Source organism: Rhodanobacter sp. Soil_C_14, from assembly GCF_057657335.1.
On sequence record NZ_JBDGIQ010000003.1, the window covers coordinates 16,001 to 35,959 of the forward strand.

Genomic DNA, 19,959 nt, shown 5'->3' on the forward strand with positions numbered 1-19,959 from the left:
GGTGAATCGTCATGCGTCCAGGGCAATACGGAGGGCGGCGGCGCAGGCCAGCGGCGCCAGCACCACGGCCAGCACCAGCGAGGCAGCGAGCCAGGCGATCGGTGCAAGCCACGGCAGACCCTGTTGGGCCGCCGCCACGGCGCCGGCGGCGAAGATCACGGCCGGTACGCACAAAGGCAGCAACATCAAGGCCAGCAGCATACCAGAGCGCCGGGTGCCGGCCGTCAGCGCCACCAGCACCGCGCCCAGCAGACTCAGCAGCGGCGTGGCCAGCAGCAGGGCCAGCAACAGCACGGGAATCACCGCGCCGGGCAGGTGCAGCATCGCGGCCATCAGCGGCGCAATCACGATCAGCGGCAGCGCGGTGGTGATCCAGTGCGCAAGGATTTTCATGCCCAGCATCAGCGCCAGCGGCTGCGGCGCCAGCACCAGTTGCTCCAGCGAACCGTCCTCGATGTCGCTGGAGAACATCGCATCCAGCGCCAGCAGCATCGCCAGCAGCACGGTGACCAGGATCACGCCGCTGGCGATCCGTTGCAGCAAGGTGTCTTCCGGCCCCAGCGCGAACGGGAACAGCATGGTCACGATCAGCGCGTACAGCACCGGCATCGCGATGTCGCCGCGCCGACGCCAGGCCAGGGTGAGGTCGCGCCGCAGCATCGCGGCGCAGGCGGTGGCAAGGCCGGGATGCTTAGCCATGCATGCGGATCCGTCGCGGCTCGCCGCCGTGGAAGCTCACCGTGCCGTGGCTGGTGACCATCGCCGCGCCGCCGGCGTCGGTATGTTTCTCCAGCAAATGGTTCACCAGGGCGATGCCGATGCGGTCCAGGTTCGCGTACGGCTCGTCGAGCAGCCACAGCGTGGCCGGCAGCAGGACCAGCCGGGCGAGCGCCGCGCGTTTCTTCTGGCCGGCCGACAGGCGGCGCACCGGCTCGTCCTCGTAACCGCGCAGGCCGATGTCGGCCAGCACGGAAGCCATGCCCAGGCCTTCGCGGGTGCCGTGCAGGCCAGCGGCGATGCGCAGGTTTTCGCGGGGACTCAGGTCCGCCTTGAGGCCGAGCTGGTGACCGAGGAACAGGATCTGGCCTGCGCACTGGTCGCGCTGCAGCGCCTCACCGCGCCAGAGCAGTTCGCCTTCGCCGCGGTGGAGCAGGCCGGCCAGCATGCGCAGCAAGGTGGTCTTGCCGCTGCCGTTGTCGCCCTCGACCAGGGCCAGTTCGCCCGCGTGCAGCTGAAAATCCAGCGGCGCGAACACCGGTTCGTCCTGGCGATGGAAACTCAGGGCCCGCGCTTCGAGCAGGGGCACGGCGGTGCTGGCGGCAGTCATTCCCGCGATTGTCCGCAATGGCGTCGATGCTGTCCATGCGGCGCACTGCCGCTGAAGCTTCAGGCCACGGTGCGCAGCAGGGCGGCGCCGGCGGCCTCGCCGTGCACATAGGCCAGCTGCCCGTGCGTCCTCGCCAGTGCATCGAGGATGGCCAGGTCCGGACCGATGGCGAACAGGCTGGGTTCGCTCCAGCCGCTGCTGCCCACCCCGATCGCCGGCAGCACGATGGCGCCGGGCTGCGCCTGCAGAGCGCCCAGCAAGGCGTGCTGGGCGGCCAGGTTCTCGGCCGGTGCGCGGCGGCGTGCCTGCGGATTCCAGGCGGTGATGAAGGCCCACGAGCGGCCGCCGACCACCTCGGCCAATGCGGCGGGCAAGGGCAGGTCGACCCGGATCGTGGCCCAGTTCACCGTGTCGATGCACACGTGGTACGCGGTCGAGCGGAACGCTTCGAGCAGGGCCTCATCCATGACGCAGCGCCGGCAGCGGAGGCAGGGTGGAGACAAACAACGCTGCCGCCGCGTCGATATCGATCGTCGCCACGTTCGGATTCTCGCGCAGCAGTTGTTCCAGCAATTGATCCTGGGCGCGGCCGCGTTCCAGCGCATAGGCATAGGGCAGGTGGGTGAAGGTGACCATGCGGTAGCGCGCCATGTAATGGGCGGGGATGCGGGCGGCCAGCAGCGCGCCCAGTTCGCGCTTGGCCAGGTAGTGCGGGTCGGCCACCGAGTCGCGCATTTCCACGTAGTTTTCCAGCGCCATCGCGGCGATCGCGTCGGCGTTGGGTTGGCGTACGCGCTGGAACTCGGCGAACACCTCGGCGCTGTCGGCGGGCGCCGCGGCCAGCAGGTTCGCCAGCACCACGGTGTCCTCGAAGCCGCAGTTCATGCCCTGGCCGTGGAACGGCACGATGGCATGTGCCGCATCGCCGACCAGCAGCGCGCGGCCGTCCAGATGCCAGCGGTCGATGTACAGGGTGGACAGCGTGCCGACCGGGTTGTGGTCGAAGTCTTCGGCGAAGCGCGGGATCAGCGACAGCAGGCCGGGGAATTGTTCGCTGAAGAACGCTGCCGCTGCGGTCGAGTCGGGCAAGGTGGCGAAGCTGGGCGCCGCGCCTTGCGCGGGCAGGAACAGGGTGACCGTGAAACTGCCTTCCGTGTTCGGCAGCGCGATGCACATGTAGCCGCCGCGCGGCCAGATGTGCAGCGCATGCGGCTCCAGCGCGTACTGGTCGCGACCGCCGCCGAGTTGCTGCAGCGTGGTTGCGAGCTCATGGGCGGGCGGAATTTCCAGCTCCTTGTAGCCGTGGCCCAGCGCTTCGATCCGCTCGCCCAGCGGCGCATGGGCGTTCATCGCCGCGCGCAAGGCCGAGCCGGCGCCATCGGCACCGATCAGCAGGCCCACCGCCTGTTCGCGTTCCACGCCCGCGTCGTCCGCCAGCCGGATGCGCTGCTGCCCGAAATCGGCGGCGACCAGGCTCTGGCCGAAGTGAAAGGTGACCCCCGCCGCCTCGGCCGCATCCAGCAGCAGCATGTTCAAGGCGCCGCGCGAGACCGACCAGATCACCTCGCTGTCGTCCACGCCGTAGCGCTGCAGCGCGCTGTGGCCGTCGCGATCGTGCACCATGCGGCCGCGCATCATCACCGCCCGTTGCAGCACGTCGTCGGCCAGCCCGGCGCTGCGCAAGGCCTGCAGGCCGCGCTCGGCCAGCGCCAGGTTGATCGAGCGGCCACCGAGAAAGCCGGCCAGCCGCGGATCGGGCCGCTTCTCGAACACCTCGACCGCAAAGCCGCGTTGCGCCAGCTGCTGCGCCAGCAACGCGCCGACCAGGCCGCCGCCGATGAGGGTGATGGGTTGCTGCGCCATGCTGCGATCCGTCGATGAAGTTCGCCCACTGTTCCGCAAGCAGGGCGGGACTGCAATCCCGGGTGACTTTCATGCGGCCGGAGGCACAGAAAAAGGGCCGACCCTGGCGGGCCGGCCCTTTCCGGTCATGCGTTTGCCGATGGCTTACTGGCAGGTCACGCCGACCGCGTTGAACGCCGCCACCACGTCGCTACGCGAGTAGCCGTAGTCGTCCGCGGCGTTTTCCACGCCACAGGCGCCCGAGTTGAACGTGGAAGTGGCCGTCCAGTACATCTCGTTGGCACGCGCGAAGACCTCGAAGGCCTTCTTCGTGTTCCAGTTGGACGACTTGGCCAGCGTGCAGAACGCCTTGTTGTAGACGCCACTGGAATAGTGCACGTCCAGGCCGCTGTAGTAATCCGCCGCGTTGCCGATCGAGTCGCCGTCCAGCGTGGGCGTGCACATCCAGCGCAGCGCGGTGCCGTTCTTGATGATCTCGGCGCCGACCAGCCAGTCGTTGCTGCCGCGGTCGAAGTACTCGGCCGCTTCGCCCGCCATGTCCGAGAACGCCTCGTTCATGCCGCCGGACTGGCCGGAGTACTGCAGGTTGGAGTTCTGTTCGGTGAAGCCGTGGCTGATCTCGTGGCTGGTCACGTCCAGCGAGGTCAGTGGGTAGAAGTAGCTGGCGCCGTCGCCGAAGTTCATCGACGAGCCGTTCCAGAACGCGTTCTCGTAGTTGCGGCCGTAGTGCACGTTCATCACCAGCTGGAAGTTCAGCGGCGGTGCGCCCAGCCAGTCGTTGTACATGTCGTGCACGACGCTGCCGAAGTGGTGCGCGTCGTTGATCGGCGAGTAGGCGCCGTTCACGGCATCGCCGCTGCTGTTCGGGCAGATGAAGCTCCACAGCGTGCCACGGCGTGTACTGCCGGCCATGTTGTTGGTCTTCACGTCCGGGTTCTGCATGGTGCAGGTGGAGCCGGACTGTGTGACCGCCAGCGCGGCGTAGTCGGTACCGTAGAAGTACTGGCCGGTCTTCTGGTTGCCGCCGGCACCAGTGGCGAGCGCCGGCGTGCCGGTGGTGCCACCACCGCCGCCAGGCTTGCCCTTGGTGGTGAGGCCTTCCCAGGACTCGATCACTTCCCCGGTGTTGGCGTCGATGATCGCCATCGGGCGCGTCGGCGTACCGTTGCGATCGACGAAGAACGAGGTGAGGTAGGCGAGGCGGGCGCGGTTGCCCTCGGCGTAGACGTACAGGTCGCTTTTCGCATTCTGGATGTCGCTTTCCCGCACGCCGTTGACGCCAATGCCGAAGGGCAGCAGGCCGGCATGTGAACGCAGGAGGGCAACGGCGCGGGCACCGCTGAGGACCGGCGCGACCGAGGCGATGTCGTGATCGAGGCCGCGGGAAACTTCGCCGCTGATACCGAGGACGTTGCCGCTGTGGTCGTGTTCCACCACGACGTTGCGACCGTACACGGGCACGCCGCGGAAGGTCTGTTGTTCACGGGTTTTCAGGGTGCCGTGGGCGGTGCGTGCCTGGCGGCGCGGTGACAGCGCGGCGTCGGCGTCCAGGCCGATGCGGTTGGCGAGCGCGGCGGGTGCGATCATTCCCATGGATTGGGCCTGGACGCGGGTGTGCGTGGCGGCCCCGGCGTCGGACATGGCTGCCAGGCCGATGGCTCCCAACAACGCAACGACAAGTGGTTTGTGCATCATCAGTGTTCCCCTCCCAAAGCGTGACTGGACAGACGCACTCGGCCGGCTCTTCCGGTCATGGCGCGTCTTGCGGTCCGGACGCAGGCAGTCCCCCCGAACAGATCGGCGGCCGGATCGCTGGACGCTACGGCGGTCCGCGGCTACCGGTCAATAAGAACATTTCACAGCGTGATGCCGTTTGTGAAGCCGGTGTGGAGACCTGGTTGGATGAGCTCCTCGGCAAGCCGCCTTCAGAAGCTCATGAAATACCCGCCGTTGACGGGCAGGTTGGCGCCGGTGATGTAGCCGGCTTCGTCGGCGGCGAGGAAGGCCACGGCACGGGCGATGTCGGCGGGCGAACCAAGCCGGCCGACCGGAATGCCGGCGATGATCTGCGCGCGGATCTCTTCGGATACCGCGGCCACCATCGGCGTGTCGCAATAGCCCGGCGAGACGGTGTTGACGGTGACGCCCTTGCGCGCGGTCTCGCGCGCCAGCGCCATGGTGAAGCCGTGCACGCCGGCCTTGGCCGCGGAGTAGTTGGTCTGACCGAACTGGCCGGTCTGGCCGTTGACCGAGCTGATGTTGACGATGCGGCCGAAGCCGCGGGCGGTCATGCCGTCGACGACGTGACGACACAGGTTGAATACGCCGTCGAGGTTCACGTGCATCAGCTCATGCCATTGCTGCGCGGTCATCTTGCGCAGGCTGGCATCGCGGGTGATGCCGGCGGCGTTGACCACGATGTCGACGCTGCCGTGCTGCTGCTCGATGCGTTCGATCACCGCGCGGCAGTCGTCGAAGTCGCTGACGTCAACCGGCGCGAAGCTGATCGCTCCATCGAACGCGGCCACTTCGTCGTGGAACGCGGCCACGCGCTCTTCGCGCGGGGCAAGGTCGAGCGCGATCACCCGACGTCCCGCGCCGGCCAGCTGGCGACAGATTTCCGTACCCAGGCCGCCGATGCCGCCGGTGACCAGTGCAATGCGTTGGGGAAGGGTGGCTGGGCTCATCGCAGTGCGTCCATGGGAGGATCATGGCGCAAGGCAGCACGTGCTGTGCTGCAACGGCCGAATCAGAAAAGGTGGGGCTGACAAACGGACGGCGCGTCGATGCGCGCCGTCGATCGGGTCCGGATCAGCCGGACTTCTTGCCGCCGCGGGTGCCGCCGGGCGGCGTCGGCATGACCTGGGCGGCGGTGTCCATCAGCCCGCGCTGCATCGCCTGGAACGCGGCCATGTTGCGCTCGGTCAGGTCGTTCAGCGTGTTCCAGGGAGTCTGGCCCATCAGGCTGTTGAGCTGGCTGCGGAACTGCGTCTGCTGGTCGAGGAACACCTGCAGGCTGCGCTCCAGGTAAGGCCCCATGAAGCCCTGCAGCGAATCGCCGTAGAAGCGGATGATCTGGCTGAGCAGCTGCGGCGACAGCATCGGCTGCCCCTTGTCCTCGTGCTCGGAGATGATCTGCAGCAATACCGAACGGGTCAGGTCTTCGCCGCTCTTGGCGTCGCGAACCTCGAAATCCTCGTTGTCCAAAACCAGCTGGCGGACTTCCTCCAGCGTGATGTAGCTGGAGATTTCCGTGTCGTAAAGACGCCGGTTCGGGTACTTCTTGATGGTGCGCTTGGTTTGTGCCATGCGTCACAAGCTAGCAGAAGATATTGCGTCGCACCAGTCGCACCGCTCCATTCATGCTGCAGTGCAAGGCTGCAGCATTTTCGGCGGCTCAGTGTCCGACGGCGCCACCGGTATTGCCGAACGGTGGCCGGGCGAACCAGATCAGTGGAATCAGCGCCAGGAACATCACGCCGCAGACGATGTACACGTCGTTCACTGCCAGGGTCAGTGCCTCGCGGGTGATCAACTGGTCGACGATGCCCAGGCTCTGGGTGGAAGAAAAGCCGCCATGCTGGAGTTGCTGCAGGAAGTGTGTCGCCGCCGGCGCGGCCGCGTTGACGTGCTCGGTCTGCACCGCATGGTGATATTCGCCGCGGTGCTGCCACAGCGTCACGGTGGCGGCGGTGGAAATGCTCGAACCCAGCGTGCGGCAGAAGTTGGCCAGTCCCGACGCGCTGGCCACCTGATCCGCGGGCAGGCCGGACAGATACATCTGGTTGAGCGGAATGAAGAAACAGGCGATGCCGATACCCATCACGAAGCGCGGCAGCACCAGGGTGCTGAACGACGCCGAGCTGTCGAAGCCGGCGAACCAGAACGAGGTGACCGCGAACACGATGAAGGCAAACGTCACCACCGCGCGCAGTTCCAGTCGCTGGATGTTGGCGCCGATGATCGGCGCCATCACGAACGCCAGCACGCCCACCGGCGCGCTGGCCAGGCCGGCCCAAGTGGCGGTGTAGCCCAAGGTGATCTGCAGCCACAGCGGGAACACCACGTTGATGCCGAAGAACGCCATCATGCCCAGCGACAGCGCGATGACCGCCACGGTGAAGTTGCGCGACTTGAACAGCGACAGGTCGATCACCGGGTGCTTGGCGAACAGCTCCCACACGATCAGGAAGGTCAGGCAGACCAGCGCGACGATGCCCAGGGTCAGGATCATCGGCGAGGAAAACCAGTCGTTGTCGTTGCCGTTGTCCAGCATGAATTGCAGCGCGCCCACGCCGACCACCAGCAGGGTCAGCCCGATCACGTCGATCGGCGCCTTGAAGGTCTTCGTCTCGCGCTTGCGCAGCAGCGCCCAGGTGATGATCGCGGCCAGCGCGCCGACCGGCACGTTGATGTAGAAGATCCACGGCCATGACAGGTTGTCGGTGAGCCAGCCGCCCAGGATCGGTCCGAAGATCGGCGCCACCACCACGGTCATCGCCCACAGCGCCAGCGCGATGCCCTGTTTCGCCTTGGGATAGCTGGACAGCAGCAAGGCCAGCGACAGCGCCACCATCGGGCCGGAACCGGCGCCCTGCAGCAGGCGACAGATCACCAGCATCGGCATGCTGGTGGCCATGCCGCACAGCATCGAGAACAGCACGAACAACCCCACCGAAGCGATAAAGGTACGCACCTCGCCGAAACGGCGGGCCAGCCAGCCGGTGAGTGGCTGCATGATCGCGCTGGCCAGCGCGTACGAGCTGATCGTCCAGGTGCCTTCGCTGGGACTGACGCCGAGGCTGCCGGCGATATGTGGTACCGAGACGTTGACGATCGTCATGTCCAGCACCTCCATGAAGGTGCTGAAGGCGACAGCGATGGTCAGCAGGACCAGCGCGCCGCCCTGCAGCGGCTTCAACGGCGTGGCGTCGTTCGGGGTGGCGGCCATCGGCGGGGTCCGGCTCAGTGGGCGGCGTGGGGGAGGTTGGCGCGGATGATCTGCGTGGCTTGCGCGTCCGCCTTGCTGGCCATCTGCTCGTACACGTCGGTTTGCGCCACCGGCTGCGTTGCCGGCGCGGTCGCCAGCACGTTGCCCTTGTCATGGGTGATGTCGATGGTGGTTTCGGTGGACAGGCCGATCCGTAGCGGGTGCTTGTCCAGCTCCTTGTTGTCCAGCGAAATGCGCACCGGCACGCGCTGCACCACCTTGATCCAGTTGCCGGTGGCGTTCTGCGCGGGCAGCAGCGAGAACACGCTGCCGGTACCGGCGCCCAGGCCGATCACCTTGCCGTGGTATTCGGCATCGTCGCCGTAGACATCGGAGACGATCTTCACTGGCTGGCCGATGCGGATGTGGCGCAGCTGGCTCTCCTTGAAGTTCGCATCCACCCACAGGTCATGCAGCGGCACCACGGTCATCAGCTGCTGTCCGGCGGCCACGCTGTTGCCCAGCTGCACGCTGCGCTGGGCCACGTAACCGGAGACTGGCGCGTAGATCGCGTTGCGCTGCGCGGCGACCCATGCCGCGCGGAAATTCGCGCGCGCCTGCAGTACGGACGGGTTCTGCGCCACATCAGTGCCTTCGGTGGCCGCGTGCGCGGCGGCAGCCTGGGCTTCGGCCGCTTCCAGCGCAGCCTGCGCCTGCGCCACGCCATCGCGCAGATGTTGCACGATCTCTGGCGATTCGGCCTGGGCAGCGATCAGCGGCAGGCGGCGCTGCAGGTCGGCCTGGGCCTTTTTCAGTGCGAGCCTGGCCGTGGCGACCTGGGCATCCGCGCCGGTGGCCGAACTGGTCTGCTGGCGCACGCCGCGCACGGCCTGGGCCAGCGCGCTGCGAGCCTGCTCCAGCCGCGTTTCGGCATCCGTGCCGTCCAGCTTCACCAGCACCTGGCCGGCTTCCACGCGCTGCGTGTCGTCGGCGAGGATGGCCACCACGGTGCCGGGCACCTGGGCGGAAATCGCCACCTGGTTGCCGCCGACGTAGGCATTGTCGGTTTTCACGCGGGTGGAAAACACGAACAGCCACAGCAGGAACCAGATCAGTCCGGCAAGGATGAACACCGCGGCGACGATCAGCAGGGCGCGCCGGCGCTTGGCCGGATTCTTCGCGGCCATGCCGCTGTCATTGCTGTCGACAATTTCGGATTCAGTGGCGCTCATGGTCGGAAGCTCCGGCATTGACAGAAGGGGAAGGGGAGGTGGCATCGTCGGCGCTGCGATAACCGCCGCCGAGCGCCTTGATCAGGGCGAGATCCGTGCTCAGCGCCTGTGCCTGCAACTGGGTGGCGGCATCGCGCTGTTGCAGCAGGGTCGCCTTGGCGCCAAGGCTTTCACGCAGGTCGCGCACGCCCTGGCGGGCACGCGCCTGCGCATTGGCCAGCAGGACCTTGTCGGCATCCAGCTGGGCCTGTTGTTCGCGCAGGCGGGCCGCGACCTGTTCGGCGCTCAGCGACTGGGTGGCCACTTCGCGGGCGGCGGTCAGCACCGCGCTGTCGTACTGGGCGACAGCGGCATCGAGCTGGGCCTTGCTGACGCCGTAGTTGGCCTCGAGCGTGCCGCCGTTGAAGATCGGCAGATGCAGCGCGGGCGTCACCGCGAAGGTGCGACTGCCCGCGGTGAGCAGCTTGCCCATGTCGATGCTGGACAGGCCGGCCAGCGCCTTGATGCTGAAGTCGGGAAAGAACTGGGCACGGGCGGCATCGGTCTGCTTCAGTGCCGCCTCGACCTGCCAGCGGCTGGCCGCGATGTCGGGACGCCGGGCCAGCAGGTCCAGGCTGGCATCCGCCGGTACGCCGCCGTTGATCACGGGCAGCGGGCTGGCGTGCAGCTCCGGCAGTTCGGCCGGTGCCACGCCGAGCAGGGAGGCCAGTGCCACGCGACGGATCTTCGCCGAGCCGTCCAGTGCCACCCGCATCTCGCGCACCGCCGCCAGCTGCGCACGGGCTTTCTGCGCCTCGTCGGGCAGGTCCACGCCCTGTTTCACGCGCAGATCGGCGATGTGGGCGAACTGCTGTTGCGTGGCCAGCAGGTGATCGGCCAGCTGCAGCCGCGCCTGGTCGGCCTGCCAGCCAAAGTAGGTGTCGGCCACGGCGTACTGGATCGCCAGTGCGGCGGCGCTGCGCTGGGCCTGGGCGGCGCGCGCCTGGTCCAGCGCGGCTTCCATGGTGGCGCGCTTCTTGCCCCACCAGTCGAAATCGTATTCCAGCTGCACGCCGAGATCGGCCTGGTTGTACCAGCTGAAGCCCAGGAACTTGCTGGGAATCAGGCCGTGGTCGCTCATCCGCGTGCGCGACACCTGCGCGCTGCCGTTGACCGACAGGCCGAGTTGGGCCGCCGCGAGCTTCGCCGACTGTTCGGCGTTCTCCACGCGGCTGCGTGCCAGCGCCAGGTCCGGCGACTGCTGCATCGCGCGGCCCATCAGGTCGTCCAGTTGCGGATCGTTGTACTGCCGCCACCATTCGGCGCTGGGCCAGCCGGGGCGAACGGCCGTCTGCAGGCCGGCTAAGGGCGCCTCGTCGCGCAGCGCGGGCGCGTCCAGCTTGGCCGGGGCGCGGGCACAGCCGGCCAGCATCAGCACGATGGCGGCGACAAGCACGGTGCGACCGCAATGCGGGGCATGCTTCATCGGGGTTTCCTTCATGGGTGGCGGCTTTCGCCCAGTTGGTCGAGGTTGCCGGCCAGTTTGCGCAGCAGACGGTCAAGTTGACGTTTGTCAGTGACGCTGAAGCCGGCGAACATGTTGGCAAGGCGGGGAAACATCGGCGGCAGCATTTTCTGCACCAGCCGCCGGCCTGCCGCAGTGATGCGGATCACCACCTTGCGCCGGTCGCTGGCGCCGGCACCGCGGCTGATCAGGCCGCGCTTGACCAGCGCGTTGCCGATGCGGGTCATGTTGGTCGCGCCCTGGTTGGTGTAATCGCACAGCTCGCCGGGCGTGGAGATCCCGTCGGGGCGGCTGTACAGGATCATCAGGGTGAGAAATTCGCTGTGATTGAGCTTGTTGGGCTTCAACTCGGACTCGAGTTCCTCCTCGATGTCCTGCCCAAGCATCAGCATCAGGCGGCACAGGCGTGCCTCGGCCGCAGGCATTTGCGGAATGATCCCGCTCACTCGCCCGATGCCCTCGTCCATCATCGCGATGCACTGCTTCAGTTGCGCCATTTCACTGATTCATATTTCACCAGTGAAGTAAAATATCAGCAGGTGGCCTACGCCTGCAAGTATCCGTCAGTGGATGCCGAACAGGCGCCGGGTGTTGGCGCGTGTCAGGTCGGCGACATGCTGTTCCGATTCCCCGCGCAGGCTGGCCACGCAGCGCAAGACCTCGACCACCCGGGCCGGCTCGTTGCGCTCACCGCGGTGGAAGGCATCCGGCTGGTCCGGCGCGTCGCTTTCCAGCAGCAGGAATTCGAGCGGCATGCCCGCCACGATGCGGCGCAGTCGCTGCGCGCGTTCGTAGGTCACCGGGCCGCCGATGCCCAGGTGAAAACCCATGTCCCACAGTTGGCGGGCCTGCTGCTCGCTGCCGGAAAAGCTGTGCACCACGCCACGCAACCCGCCCTGGCGCCGCAGGGTGAGGATGACTTCCTCCAGCGCGTTGCGGGCGTGCACGATCACCGGGAGTTCGTGTTCGCGTGCCAGTTCCAGCTGGCGCAGGAAGTACTCGCGCTGCATGTCCGCGTCCAGGTCCTCGCGATGGAAGTCCAGCCCGATCTCGCCGACCGCCACCGGTCTGCTGTCGTTCAGCAGCGAAGACAGCGCCTGCACATTCGCGGGAACATGATTCGACAGGAATACCGGGTGGAGACCCCACGCCGGATGCAATGCAGGATGACGACCGCAAAGCTCGCCGATAACCGGCCAGCTGGCGGCATCCACGGACGGCACGACCATGGTGTCCACGCCAGCCTCGAGTGCCCGTGCAATCACCTGGTCGCCGTCGTCCCGGAAAGCGGAGTCATTGAGATGCACGTGGCTGTCGGCGATCTTGCGCATGGTCGATTTTCGTGTCGTGGCCGAGAGAAATGTCGTGATGGCGTGAAGATAATGTAGCCGGACCGAGCTAACTCCGATTCAGTTGGAGCAAGGTTCAATGAACTCGCATGTTATTGCGCTCGCACCCGGCAATGCAGCCAGCCACAAAACAAAACAAAACAGAGGAGAGGTTGTTATGAACAGATTGACGATCAACGTGCTCAATATCGCGATCGCTGCGGTACTGGCGACCGGCATTTCCGCCTGCAATCGCAACGCCGACGCGGGCGTCTCCAACGGTACGGCCGACGCCGGCAGCACGGATGCCGGCGGCGCCGCCGTGAAGTATGCCAAGGTCGTCAGCGTCGATCCGGTGCGCTCCACGGTGAACAACCCCAAGCAGGTCTGTCACGACGAAACCGTAACGCACACCGCTCCCCCGAAGGATGAGCACCGCATTGCCGGCACCGCGATCGGCGCGGTGGTGGGCGGGCTGGTCGGCAACCAGGTGGGCGGCGGCAAGGGCAAGACCCTGGCAACCGTGGCTGGTGCCGTCGGTGGCGGTTATGCCGGCAACCGCATCCAGGCCAGCAAGCAGCATGGGCAGGTGACCTCGACGGTCGAGCGCAAGTGCGAGACCGTGAACAACAGCACCACCAAGATTGTCGGCTACGACGTGCGCTACGAGTACAACGGCGTGACCCGTACCGTGCGCATGGATCACGATCCGGGCGACCGCGTGCAGGTGCAGGAAGGTGTCACCGCCGTGTCGGACGCCCACTGAAACCCCTCTCCCTCCCCGTAACAAGGAACTGACCCATGAATGCACTCACCAGCAAGTTGGCACTCGTTGCGGCAATGACCGGCGGGCTGGCCCTGGCCGGCTGCGCCACGACGCCCTACGGCAACAACGGCGGCTATAACGGCGGCTACCAGTCGCAGCAAGGCAGCTACGGCAACCGCAACGTCCGTTGCCAGTCTTGCGGCGTGGTGCAGGAAGTGCAGCAGGTCTATACGGATGGCAGCAGCGGCAACGGCGGCACGCTGGGAGCGATCATCGGTGCGGTTGCCGGTGGCGTGCTGGGCAACCAGGTGGGCAAGGGTGACGGTCGCAAGGCTGCCACCGTTGCCGGCGCGGTCGCTGGTGGCGTGGTCGGCAACCAGGTAGGCAAGCGTAACAGTGGCAGCGATGTCGCCTGGCGCGTCGTGGTTCGACTGGACAATGGCCAGTACGCCATGGTCACCCAGCGCGAGAACCCCGGCGTTCGCAATGGTGATTATGTCGAGGTGCGTGGCGACCACGTCTACGCGCGCTGATGCATATCGCGTAGTTTGATATTTGGACGTCTGGACGTCCAAATAAAAAGGCCCTCGAAAGAGGGCCTTTTTTCTTGTCGCTTGGTGCGTTCATGGATGACCGCAAATGTATTTCCGCTTCAATTCACCGCGTAGAAGGCGTGTTCGCCGATCGTCACGCTGGGGCGGTTGTGCGACCACGCGGGCGAGATGGCGGTGGTGGCGAAGTGATCGGCGCGCGGGACCACCATGCGACGTTCTGCCACGGGCAACTGCCAGTTGTGCAGCGACATGCCAGCGATCTGCCATGCCTTGTTGAACGCTTCGAGGTTGGTGATCTCGAACGAACCGGGCGTGGTCGTCGTGGCGAACTGGTGCGGTGCCGTCACCACCTTGCAGACGGTGTCGCCCCAGCGACCGCGATCGCGACGGCGCAATGCCACTTCGGCGACCGCCAGCTGGCCATTGATCGGCTCGCTGCGTGCTTCGAGATACACCGTGGTGGCCAGACAGGCCTGATCGGCGACGGGTTGTGGCATCAACGTGGTCAGCCACAACAGCATGGAAAGTTTCATGTTCTGCCTCCAGCGTGCTGTACGCGCGAAGCAGAAGCAGCTTCACGTGCCGTTGCGGTGGACGGGCGGGCAGGCCGTTCCACCTGGATCTGTCGTCATGGCCGAAACTTGTGGCCATGGCGCTTTGCCACGGGATTGTGGCGGTCGAACGACGGTCAGGCCGTTCGGGGGACTGGTTTCGGTCGGGCGTTGCGCGGCGCTATGGGCCGTATTGCCTGCGACTTGTACGCACTCGTTGGCTGCGAGGCGTTGTTCCATCCGGCGATGTGGCTGCCGGGTCGCGCCGATTCGGAATTCATCCGGTTCGTCGCGTCAATCGACACCCCGTGTTACGGGTGCCGCGATATTCGATCGGCGGAGCCTAGTGGCGGAAATCGCCGCTGGCAAGTGCCGGGGTGCCGAAGTTTAACCGGCACTCACGATGGGTTGACAAGTGCCATCGCGAATCTCGTTGTTATCACGAACTATTGTGTTCACGACGGCCACGACGAAAGCAGGGTCATTGCGACATCGTCGTCGAGGATCAGCGTGTTCCCGTCGTTCGCTTCGGCGACAAGTTCGTCATTCAATATCGCGAGTGCCTCGAACGTCCCGTCGGTTGCAATCACGTCAAGCACGCGCCCGATGTCGCGCTCTTCCTTTCGCAGCACGTCGCCCGCATCTGCAGCTTGCGACAATGTGACGCGATGCAGGTGTCGCTTGTGGCCGCCACGAAAATGCAGGCGCGCCACGATTTCCTGGCCGGGATAGCAACCCTTGTCGACCACCACGGCCTGCAGGCGTTGCAGCGAGATTGCCGGCGGCAACAGTTCGCCCAGGCACGATTCCGGCAACCACGGCCAGCCGTCGCGCAATTGCGGCAATCGCCAGGCGTCGTCGCCGACGCTGGTGATGCGCAGGCTGTGCGAGTCGCAACCGAACGAAACATCGCCGTCGTCATCGCCGGTCGGTCCGGTCACCAGCGATCCCTGCGCCAGCGCAGGTCCGCTGGCGAGATGCCGCGGTGGCAATGCGGTGATGCGCACTTTCGAACGGAACACGAAACGGCGCAGCGCCTCGGCCATCACCGCGGCGCTGCCGCCACGCAACAGCAGCAGGTAGCGATCATCGGCGAGACGCGCCAGATGAAAGAGCGCCAGCACGCGACCTCGTGGATCGAGCCAGGCGCTGAATTGCCATCGATCGACCGCCAGCGATTTCACGGCGCTGCTGAACTGGGCGTGCGCGAACGCGGGCGCGTCGGCACCTTCGAGCAGCAATGTTTCGGCGGGCAGGGGCAGGTTCATGGGAATGGCGGAGTTGGGGACGGAGGGCTGCAGACACAAGGGCACGGACGCCATGGCACGAGCCTGCATGGTTGTACTGCACTGCCGCAAGTATTAACCTTTGTCGGCTTACAAAAACCATGTCCAATACCACGACTCCCGCCGAATCCCATCCTGCTTCCGTTCCTGCGGAAACGACTGCCGTGCCTGCGGGCAAGCCATCGGAAAAGGATTCCACGGAGCGAGCGGTTCCCGATCCCACGCGTTATGGTGACTGGGAAAAGAACGGACGCTGCATCGACTTCTGAACGTTCGCGCCGGCGCTCGTCGCCGTCGTGCAAGGGGCAGGACAGAGGCGGCATGGACATCAGCGATTCCACACAGGATAGCCGCCATGGCAGATACGCAACGACCGCTCTCACCGCACCTGCAGATCTACAAGAAGCAGGTGCAGATGATGACCTCCATCACGCACCGCGCCACCGGCATCGCGCTGGCCGTCGGCAGCCTGCTCGTCGTCTGCGGCCTGATGCACCTGGCCACTGGTGAGGAAAGCTTCAACCACTTCAAGGGTGTGCTGGGCAGTCCGGTCGGCATGATCCTGATGCTGGGCTGGAGCTGGTCGCTTTTCTATCATCTTTGCAACGGCATCCGGCACCTGCTGCAGGACGCCGGCCTCGGTTATTCGATTCCCCAGTTCGTGCGTTCCAGCTGGCTGTCGGTCATCGGCAGCATCGTGCTGACGGTCGTGGTGTGGGCTTACGTGTTGATGGCCGGGGGTGCGGCATGAGTGCGAAGGATGTCGCCGTGAAGGATCGGCGCAACCCGTTGAAGACGGCTCGCGGCCTGGGTTCCGCCCAGTCCGGCGTGGAGCACTGGTGGACCCAGCGGGTTACCGCGGTGGCGCTGGTGCTGCTGGGCCTGTGGTTCGTGGTCACCGTGCTGTGCCTGCTGCACGCCGATTACGCCACCGCCCGCGCCACCGTGGCCAAGCCGTGGAATGCACTGCTGCTGATCGCTTTCGTGCTCACCATGTTCTGGCATGCCGTGCTCGGTCTGCAGGTGGTGATCGAGGATTACGTGCATACCCGCTGGAAGGAAGTGGTCCTGATGGTGGCGATCAGGTTCCTCGCGGTGCTGGGCGCGCTGGCTGGCGTGCTGGCCGTGCTGCGCATTGCGCTGACCCCATAAGACGCGAGGAAAAGGTTTCATGGAAAGCTACAAGATCCAGCAGCACCTGTATGACGTGATCGTGGTCGGCGCCGGCGGCGCGGGTCTGCGCGCCACCTTCGGCCTGGCCGAGAAGGGGCTCAAGGCCGCCTGCATCACCAAGGTCTTCCCGACCCGCTCGCACACCGTGGCGGCGCAGGGCGGCATCTCCGCCGCGCTGGGCAACATGGGCGAGGACGACTGGCGCTTCCATTTCTACGACACCGTCAAGGGTTCCGACTGGCTCGGTGACCAGGACGCGATCGAGTACATGTGCCGCGAGGCGATCCCCTCGATCATCGAGCTGGAACACTACGGCGTGCCGTTCTCGCGCACCGACGAGGGCAAGATCTACCAGCGCCCGTTCGGCGGCATGACCACGCATTACGGCAAGGGCACCGCGCAGCGCACCTGCGCCGCGGCCGACCGCACCGGCCACGCGATCCTGCACACGCTGTACCAGCAGGCGCTGGCGCATGACGCCACGTTCTTCATCGAATACTTCGCGATCGACCTGATCTTCGACGCGGAAGGCGTCTGCCGCGGCGTGCTCGCGCTCGACATGAACGAGGGCACCCTGCATTTCTTCCGCGGCCATGCCGTGGTGATGGCCACCGGCGGTTATGGTCGCGCCTACTTCAGCGCCACTTCGGCTCATACCTGCACCGGCGACGGCGGCGGCATGGTGCTGCGCGCGGGCCTCGCCCTGCAGGACATGGAGTTCGTGCAGTTCCATCCCACCGGCATCTACGGCGCCGGCTGCCTGATCACCGAAGGCGTGCGTGGCGAAGGCGGTTACCTCACCAACTCCGAGGGCGAGCGCTTCATGGAGCGCTATGCGCCCAGCGCGAAGGACCTGGCCTCACGCGACGTGGTCAGCCGCGCGATGACGTTGGAGATCCGCGAGGGTCGCGGCGTCGGCGAGCACAAGGACCACATCTTCATCAACCTGATGCACCTCGGTCCCGAGGTGATCCACGAGCGGCTGCCGGGCATTGCCGAATCGGCGCGCATCTTCGCCGGCGTCGACGTGACCAAGGAGCCGATCCCGGTCATCCCGACCGTGCACTACAACATGGGCGGCATCCCGACCAACTATCACGGCGAAGTCGTGCAGAAGCGCGGCGACGATGTCGACGCGGTGGTGCCGGGCCTGTTCGCGATCGGCGAAGCGGCCTGCGTGTCGGTGCATGGCGCGAACCGTCTGGGCTCCAATTCGCTGCTCGACCTGGTGGTGTTCGGTCGCGCCGTGGCACATCGCTGCGCCGAGCTGATCAAGCCGGAAACCGCGCACAAGGATCTTCCGGCTAACGTGCTGGACAAGGCGCTGGAGCGTTTCGACGGCCTGCGCAACGCGAACGGCAGCAAGCCGACCGCGCAGATCCGTCTGGAGATGCAGCGCACCATGCAGAGCGATGCGGCGGTGTTCCGCACCGGCAAGACGCTGAAGGAAGGCTGCGAAAAGATCTCCGCCGTGCGCGACTCGTTCAAGGACGTGCGCGTCAGCGATCGTTCGCTGGTGTGGAACTCCGACCTGATCGAGACGCTGGAGCTGGCCAACCTGCTGGATCAGGCGGTCGCCACGATGTACGGCGCCGCGCAGCGCGAGGAAAGCCGCGGTGGCCATGCGCGCGAGGACTTCCCCGAGCGCGACGACGTCAACTGGATGAAGCACACCCTGGCGTGGGTCGACGAGACGGGCAAGCCGCGGTTCGATTCCCGCCCCGTGCACATGAATCCGATGACCGACGAGGTCAAAGCCGTGCCGCCGGCGAAACGCGTTTACTGATGCCGCCAGGCGGCTGCGGCCGCCTCGTGGCATGGACATCATTGGTTGTACGGTCGGGGCGCAAGCCCTCCTGCAGAAAGTCGAAGGGTTCAGCACATGGCAGAGTTTTCGCTACCGAAGAATTCGAAGATCCAGCCGGGCAAGCATTACCCGGCCAAGGATGCGAAGAAGCCGCGCACTTTCCGTATCTATCGCTGGTCGCCGGATGACGGGCAGAACCCGCGCATCGATACCTATGAGGTCGACCTGGCCGCCTGCGGTCCGATGGTTCTGGACGCGCTGCTGAAGATCAAGAACGAGATCGATCCCACGCTGACCCTGCGTCGCTCCTGTCGCGAAGGCATCTGCGGTTCGTGCGCGATGAACATCGACGGCACCAACACGCTGGCCTGCACCAAGGCGATCGGCGAATGCGATGCGGGCGACGTGAAGATCTACCCGCTGCCGCACATGCCGGTGGTGAAGGACCTGATCCCGGACCTGACCCACTTCTACGCCCAGTTCGCCTCGATCAAGCCGTGGCTGCGCACGCAGAGCCCGGCGCCGGATCGCGAGCGCCTGCAGTCGCCGGAAGAGCGCAAGAAGCTCGACGGCCTGTACGAATGCATCCTGTGCGCCTGCTGCTCGACCAGCTGCCCGAGCTACTGGTGGAACGGCGACAAGTACCTTGGCCCGGCGATCCTGCTGCAGGCGTACCGCTGGATCGTCGACAGCCGTGACGAAGCCACCGGCGAGCGCCTGGACGACCTGGAAGACCCGTTCAAGCTGTACCGCTGCCACACCATCATGAACTGCACGCGCACCTGCCCCAAGGGTCTCAACCCGGCCAAGGCGATTGCCGAGATCAAGAAGCTGATGGTGGAGCGGCGTTCAGCCTGATCGCGCCGCGAGTCATTCACGACGACAGGCCGCCGCGTGCGGCCTGTCGCGTTCCAGCGCAACGGTTACACTGCGCATTCATGGATACGACCGAGCCCCGTGATGGATGAAGCCCGCATCAAGCGCCTGCGCTGGCGCGCCCGCCGCGGCACGCGCGAGCTGGACGCGCTGTTCGGCGGCTGGCTGGACGAGTGCTTCGCCGGCGCGGACGAAGCGCAGCGGCAGGCGTTCGACCAGTTGCTCGACGTGCAGGACCCCGACCTGTGGGACTGGGTGATGGGCCATGCCCGCCCCGAGCGCGCGGACTGGCAGGCGATCATCGATGACATCCGCGCCCGCCATCGGCTTTGAATACCGACCTTCGCGGCTGCTGCGGGCGGCGCTGCTGCTGATCGCCGGGGCCGCGCTGCTGGCCACGCTGCTGTGCATGATTCCGTGGTGGTCGAAGCTGCTGCTGGCGGCGATCGTGCTGCTGTCGGCGGCTCTCGTGCTGCGACGACTGGCCAGCGGCCCCGTGGCGGCGGCGGGCTGGAGTGCCGACCAGGCATGGACCTTGCGCCTGCACGACCACGAGGACGTGCCGGCCACGCTGAGTTCGTTCCGTGTGCTTGGCGAAATGATCCTGCTGCGCCTGCGCACCGACGCGCACGGGACGCAGATGCTGCTGATCGCCACGGACAACAGTGACGCAGACACCCGTCGCCGGCTGCGCATGCGGCTGGCCACGATCCAGGCTGCCGACGCCTTGCCCCGCCTGTGACTGAACCGCAACTTCCGGCG

At 66.2% G+C, this 19,959-nt stretch carries 23 protein-coding genes; 9 read left to right on the forward strand and 14 right to left on the reverse strand.

Annotation, left to right across the window (positions count from 1 at the left end):
- Window positions 1–9: 9 nt before the first annotated feature.
- From ccmB to AC3A56_RS08645, 12 genes are all read right to left on the reverse strand, one after another.
- The gene (ccmB, locus tag AC3A56_RS08590; protein WP_487770048.1) at window positions 10–699 is read right to left on the reverse strand and encodes a heme exporter protein CcmB; all 690 of its coding nucleotides are present in this window, start codon (window positions 697–699) and stop codon (window positions 10–12) included.
- Window positions 692–1,327, reverse strand: a complete 636-nt coding sequence (gene ccmA, locus AC3A56_RS08595; RefSeq protein WP_056714660.1) for a cytochrome c biogenesis heme-transporting ATPase CcmA — start codon at window positions 1,325–1,327, stop codon at window positions 692–694. The genes ccmB and ccmA overlap by 8 nt, the downstream gene beginning before the upstream one ends.
- 59 nt (window positions 1,328–1,386) lie before the next feature.
- A complete protein-coding gene (locus AC3A56_RS08600) occupies window positions 1,387–1,794 on the reverse strand; it encodes a DUF3293 domain-containing protein (protein WP_056766159.1) in 408 nt (135 codons plus the stop codon).
- Window positions 1,787–3,190, reverse strand: a complete 1,404-nt coding sequence (locus AC3A56_RS08605; protein WP_487770049.1) for an FAD-dependent oxidoreductase — start codon at window positions 3,188–3,190, stop codon at window positions 1,787–1,789. The genes AC3A56_RS08600 and AC3A56_RS08605 overlap by 8 nt, the downstream gene beginning before the upstream one ends.
- A 144-nt stretch (window positions 3,191–3,334) precedes the next feature.
- The gene (locus tag AC3A56_RS08610) at window positions 3,335–4,885 is read right to left on the reverse strand and encodes a M4 family metallopeptidase (protein WP_487770050.1); all 1,551 of its coding nucleotides are present in this window, start codon (window positions 4,883–4,885) and stop codon (window positions 3,335–3,337) included.
- A 230-nt stretch (window positions 4,886–5,115) separates the two neighbouring features.
- Window positions 5,116–5,877: an acetoacetyl-CoA reductase gene (gene phbB / locus AC3A56_RS08615; protein WP_487770051.1), complete on the reverse strand. Its 762-nt coding sequence runs from the start codon at window positions 5,875–5,877 to the stop codon at window positions 5,116–5,118.
- A 124-nt stretch (window positions 5,878–6,001) separates the two neighbouring features.
- Window positions 6,002–6,499 (reverse strand): polyhydroxyalkanoate synthesis repressor PhaR, encoded by a 498-nt coding sequence (phaR, locus tag AC3A56_RS08620; RefSeq protein WP_204108878.1) that lies wholly within the window; start codon window positions 6,497–6,499, stop codon window positions 6,002–6,004.
- 88 nt (window positions 6,500–6,587) lie between these two features.
- Window positions 6,588–8,141, reverse strand: a complete 1,554-nt coding sequence (locus tag AC3A56_RS08625; RefSeq protein ID WP_056714642.1) for a DHA2 family efflux MFS transporter permease subunit — start codon at window positions 8,139–8,141, stop codon at window positions 6,588–6,590.
- A 14-nt stretch (window positions 8,142–8,155) separates the two neighbouring features.
- Window positions 8,156–9,352 (reverse strand): EmrA/EmrK family multidrug efflux transporter periplasmic adaptor subunit, encoded by a 1,197-nt coding sequence (locus tag AC3A56_RS08630; RefSeq protein ID WP_487770052.1) that lies wholly within the window; start codon window positions 9,350–9,352, stop codon window positions 8,156–8,158.
- Window positions 9,339–10,817 (reverse strand): efflux transporter outer membrane subunit, encoded by a 1,479-nt coding sequence (locus AC3A56_RS08635; protein ID WP_487770053.1) that lies wholly within the window; start codon window positions 10,815–10,817, stop codon window positions 9,339–9,341. Before AC3A56_RS08635 ends, AC3A56_RS08630 begins: the two co-directional genes overlap by 14 nt.
- A gap of 11 nt (window positions 10,818–10,828) precedes the next feature.
- Window positions 10,829–11,353: a MarR family winged helix-turn-helix transcriptional regulator gene (locus AC3A56_RS08640; RefSeq protein ID WP_487770054.1), complete on the reverse strand. Its 525-nt coding sequence runs from the start codon at window positions 11,351–11,353 to the stop codon at window positions 10,829–10,831.
- Between the two features lie 66 nt (window positions 11,354–11,419).
- The gene (locus AC3A56_RS08645; protein ID WP_487770055.1) at window positions 11,420–12,187 is read right to left on the reverse strand and encodes a TatD family hydrolase; all 768 of its coding nucleotides are present in this window, start codon (window positions 12,185–12,187) and stop codon (window positions 11,420–11,422) included.
- Window positions 12,188–12,362: 175 nt separating this feature from the next.
- Between AC3A56_RS08645 and AC3A56_RS08650 the strand changes: the two genes are divergently transcribed.
- On the forward strand, window positions 12,363–12,950 hold the full coding sequence (locus AC3A56_RS08650) for a glycine zipper 2TM domain-containing protein (protein WP_056766146.1): 588 nt from the start codon (window positions 12,363–12,365) through the stop codon (window positions 12,948–12,950).
- Between the two features lie 35 nt (window positions 12,951–12,985).
- Window positions 12,986–13,483, forward strand: a complete 498-nt coding sequence (locus AC3A56_RS08655) for an outer membrane lipoprotein (protein WP_487770056.1) — start codon at window positions 12,986–12,988, stop codon at window positions 13,481–13,483.
- A gap of 119 nt (window positions 13,484–13,602) precedes the next feature.
- On the opposite strand, the gene AC3A56_RS08660 is transcribed toward AC3A56_RS08655, so the two are convergent.
- Entirely contained in the window at window positions 13,603–14,037 is a 435-nt protein-coding gene (locus tag AC3A56_RS08660) for a cell wall hydrolase (protein ID WP_056718289.1), read from the reverse strand.
- A 473-nt stretch (window positions 14,038–14,510) separates the two neighbouring features.
- Window positions 14,511–15,323 carry a CAF17-like 4Fe-4S cluster assembly/insertion protein YgfZ gene (gene ygfZ, locus AC3A56_RS08665; protein WP_487770057.1) on the reverse strand — a complete coding sequence of 271 codons (813 nt, stop codon included), beginning with the start codon at window positions 15,321–15,323 and terminating at the stop codon, window positions 14,511–14,513.
- Window positions 15,324–15,442: 119 nt separating this feature from the next.
- Between ygfZ and AC3A56_RS08670 the strand changes: the two genes are divergently transcribed.
- From AC3A56_RS08670 to AC3A56_RS08700, 7 genes are all read left to right on the forward strand, one after another.
- Entirely contained in the window at window positions 15,443–15,610 is a 168-nt protein-coding gene (locus tag AC3A56_RS08670; protein ID WP_007808051.1) for a DUF1674 domain-containing protein, read from the forward strand.
- Between the two features lie 86 nt (window positions 15,611–15,696).
- Window positions 15,697–16,092 (forward strand): succinate dehydrogenase, cytochrome b556 subunit, encoded by a 396-nt coding sequence (gene sdhC, locus AC3A56_RS08675; RefSeq protein ID WP_204108870.1) that lies wholly within the window; start codon window positions 15,697–15,699, stop codon window positions 16,090–16,092.
- The gene (sdhD, locus tag AC3A56_RS08680; RefSeq protein ID WP_040673274.1) at window positions 16,089–16,493 is read left to right on the forward strand and encodes a succinate dehydrogenase, hydrophobic membrane anchor protein; all 405 of its coding nucleotides are present in this window, start codon (window positions 16,089–16,091) and stop codon (window positions 16,491–16,493) included. The genes sdhC and sdhD overlap by 4 nt, the downstream gene beginning before the upstream one ends.
- Before the next feature lie 19 nt (window positions 16,494–16,512).
- Entirely contained in the window at window positions 16,513–18,300 is a 1,788-nt protein-coding gene (sdhA, locus tag AC3A56_RS08685; protein ID WP_056718292.1) for a succinate dehydrogenase flavoprotein subunit, read from the forward strand.
- 96 nt (window positions 18,301–18,396) lie between these two features.
- Window positions 18,397–19,179, forward strand: a complete 783-nt coding sequence (locus tag AC3A56_RS08690; RefSeq protein WP_007808046.1) for a succinate dehydrogenase iron-sulfur subunit — start codon at window positions 18,397–18,399, stop codon at window positions 19,177–19,179.
- A gap of 102 nt (window positions 19,180–19,281) precedes the next feature.
- Window positions 19,282–19,530: an FAD assembly factor SdhE gene (locus AC3A56_RS08695; RefSeq protein ID WP_056718294.1), complete on the forward strand. Its 249-nt coding sequence runs from the start codon at window positions 19,282–19,284 to the stop codon at window positions 19,528–19,530.
- The gene (locus tag AC3A56_RS08700) at window positions 19,502–19,939 is read left to right on the forward strand and encodes a protein YgfX (RefSeq protein ID WP_007808041.1); all 438 of its coding nucleotides are present in this window, start codon (window positions 19,502–19,504) and stop codon (window positions 19,937–19,939) included. Before AC3A56_RS08695 ends, AC3A56_RS08700 begins: the two co-directional genes overlap by 29 nt.
- The last annotated feature ends 20 nt before the right edge of the window (window positions 19,940–19,959 follow it).

Excerpts from the sequence above, each read along its gene's own strand:
- ccmB (WP_487770048.1), bottom strand. The coding sequence starts at position 699 with ATGGCTAAGCATCCCGGCCTTGCCACCGCCTGCGCCGCGATGCTGCGG.
- ccmA (WP_056714660.1), bottom strand. The coding sequence starts at position 1,327 with ATGACTGCCGCCAGCACCGCCGTGCCCCTGCTCGAAGCGCGGGCCCTG.
- AC3A56_RS08600 (WP_056766159.1), bottom strand. The coding sequence starts at position 1,794 with ATGGATGAGGCCCTGCTCGAAGCGTTCCGCTCGACCGCGTACCACGTG.
- AC3A56_RS08605 (WP_487770049.1), bottom strand. The coding sequence starts at position 3,190 with ATGGCGCAGCAACCCATCACCCTCATCGGCGGCGGCCTGGTCGGCGCG.
- AC3A56_RS08610 (WP_487770050.1), bottom strand. The coding sequence starts at position 4,885 with ATGATGCACAAACCACTTGTCGTTGCGTTGTTGGGAGCCATCGGCCTG.
- phbB (WP_487770051.1), bottom strand. The coding sequence starts at position 5,877 with ATGAGCCCAGCCACCCTTCCCCAACGCATTGCACTGGTCACCGGCGGC.
- phaR (WP_204108878.1), bottom strand. The coding sequence starts at position 6,499 with ATGGCACAAACCAAGCGCACCATCAAGAAGTACCCGAACCGGCGTCTT.
- AC3A56_RS08625 (WP_056714642.1), bottom strand. The coding sequence starts at position 8,141 with ATGGCCGCCACCCCGAACGACGCCACGCCGTTGAAGCCGCTGCAGGGC.
- AC3A56_RS08630 (WP_487770052.1), bottom strand. The coding sequence starts at position 9,352 with ATGAGCGCCACTGAATCCGAAATTGTCGACAGCAATGACAGCGGCATG.
- AC3A56_RS08635 (WP_487770053.1), bottom strand. The coding sequence starts at position 10,817 with ATGAAGCATGCCCCGCATTGCGGTCGCACCGTGCTTGTCGCCGCCATC.
- AC3A56_RS08640 (WP_487770054.1), bottom strand. The coding sequence starts at position 11,353 with ATGGCGCAACTGAAGCAGTGCATCGCGATGATGGACGAGGGCATCGGG.
- AC3A56_RS08645 (WP_487770055.1), bottom strand. The coding sequence starts at position 12,187 with ATGCGCAAGATCGCCGACAGCCACGTGCATCTCAATGACTCCGCTTTC.
- AC3A56_RS08650 (WP_056766146.1), top strand. The coding sequence starts at position 12,363 with ATGAACAGATTGACGATCAACGTGCTCAATATCGCGATCGCTGCGGTA.
- AC3A56_RS08655 (WP_487770056.1), top strand. The coding sequence starts at position 12,986 with ATGAATGCACTCACCAGCAAGTTGGCACTCGTTGCGGCAATGACCGGC.
- AC3A56_RS08660 (WP_056718289.1), bottom strand. The coding sequence starts at position 14,037 with ATGAAACTTTCCATGCTGTTGTGGCTGACCACGTTGATGCCACAACCC.
- ygfZ (WP_487770057.1), bottom strand. The coding sequence starts at position 15,323 with ATGAACCTGCCCCTGCCCGCCGAAACATTGCTGCTCGAAGGTGCCGAC.
- AC3A56_RS08670 (WP_007808051.1), top strand. The coding sequence starts at position 15,443 with ATGTCCAATACCACGACTCCCGCCGAATCCCATCCTGCTTCCGTTCCT.
- sdhC (WP_204108870.1), top strand. The coding sequence starts at position 15,697 with ATGGCAGATACGCAACGACCGCTCTCACCGCACCTGCAGATCTACAAG.
- sdhD (WP_040673274.1), top strand. The coding sequence starts at position 16,089 with ATGAGTGCGAAGGATGTCGCCGTGAAGGATCGGCGCAACCCGTTGAAG.
- sdhA (WP_056718292.1), top strand. The coding sequence starts at position 16,513 with ATGGAAAGCTACAAGATCCAGCAGCACCTGTATGACGTGATCGTGGTC.
- AC3A56_RS08690 (WP_007808046.1), top strand. The coding sequence starts at position 18,397 with ATGGCAGAGTTTTCGCTACCGAAGAATTCGAAGATCCAGCCGGGCAAG.
- AC3A56_RS08695 (WP_056718294.1), top strand. The coding sequence starts at position 19,282 with ATGGATGAAGCCCGCATCAAGCGCCTGCGCTGGCGCGCCCGCCGCGGC.
- AC3A56_RS08700 (WP_007808041.1), top strand. The coding sequence starts at position 19,502 with ATGACATCCGCGCCCGCCATCGGCTTTGAATACCGACCTTCGCGGCTG.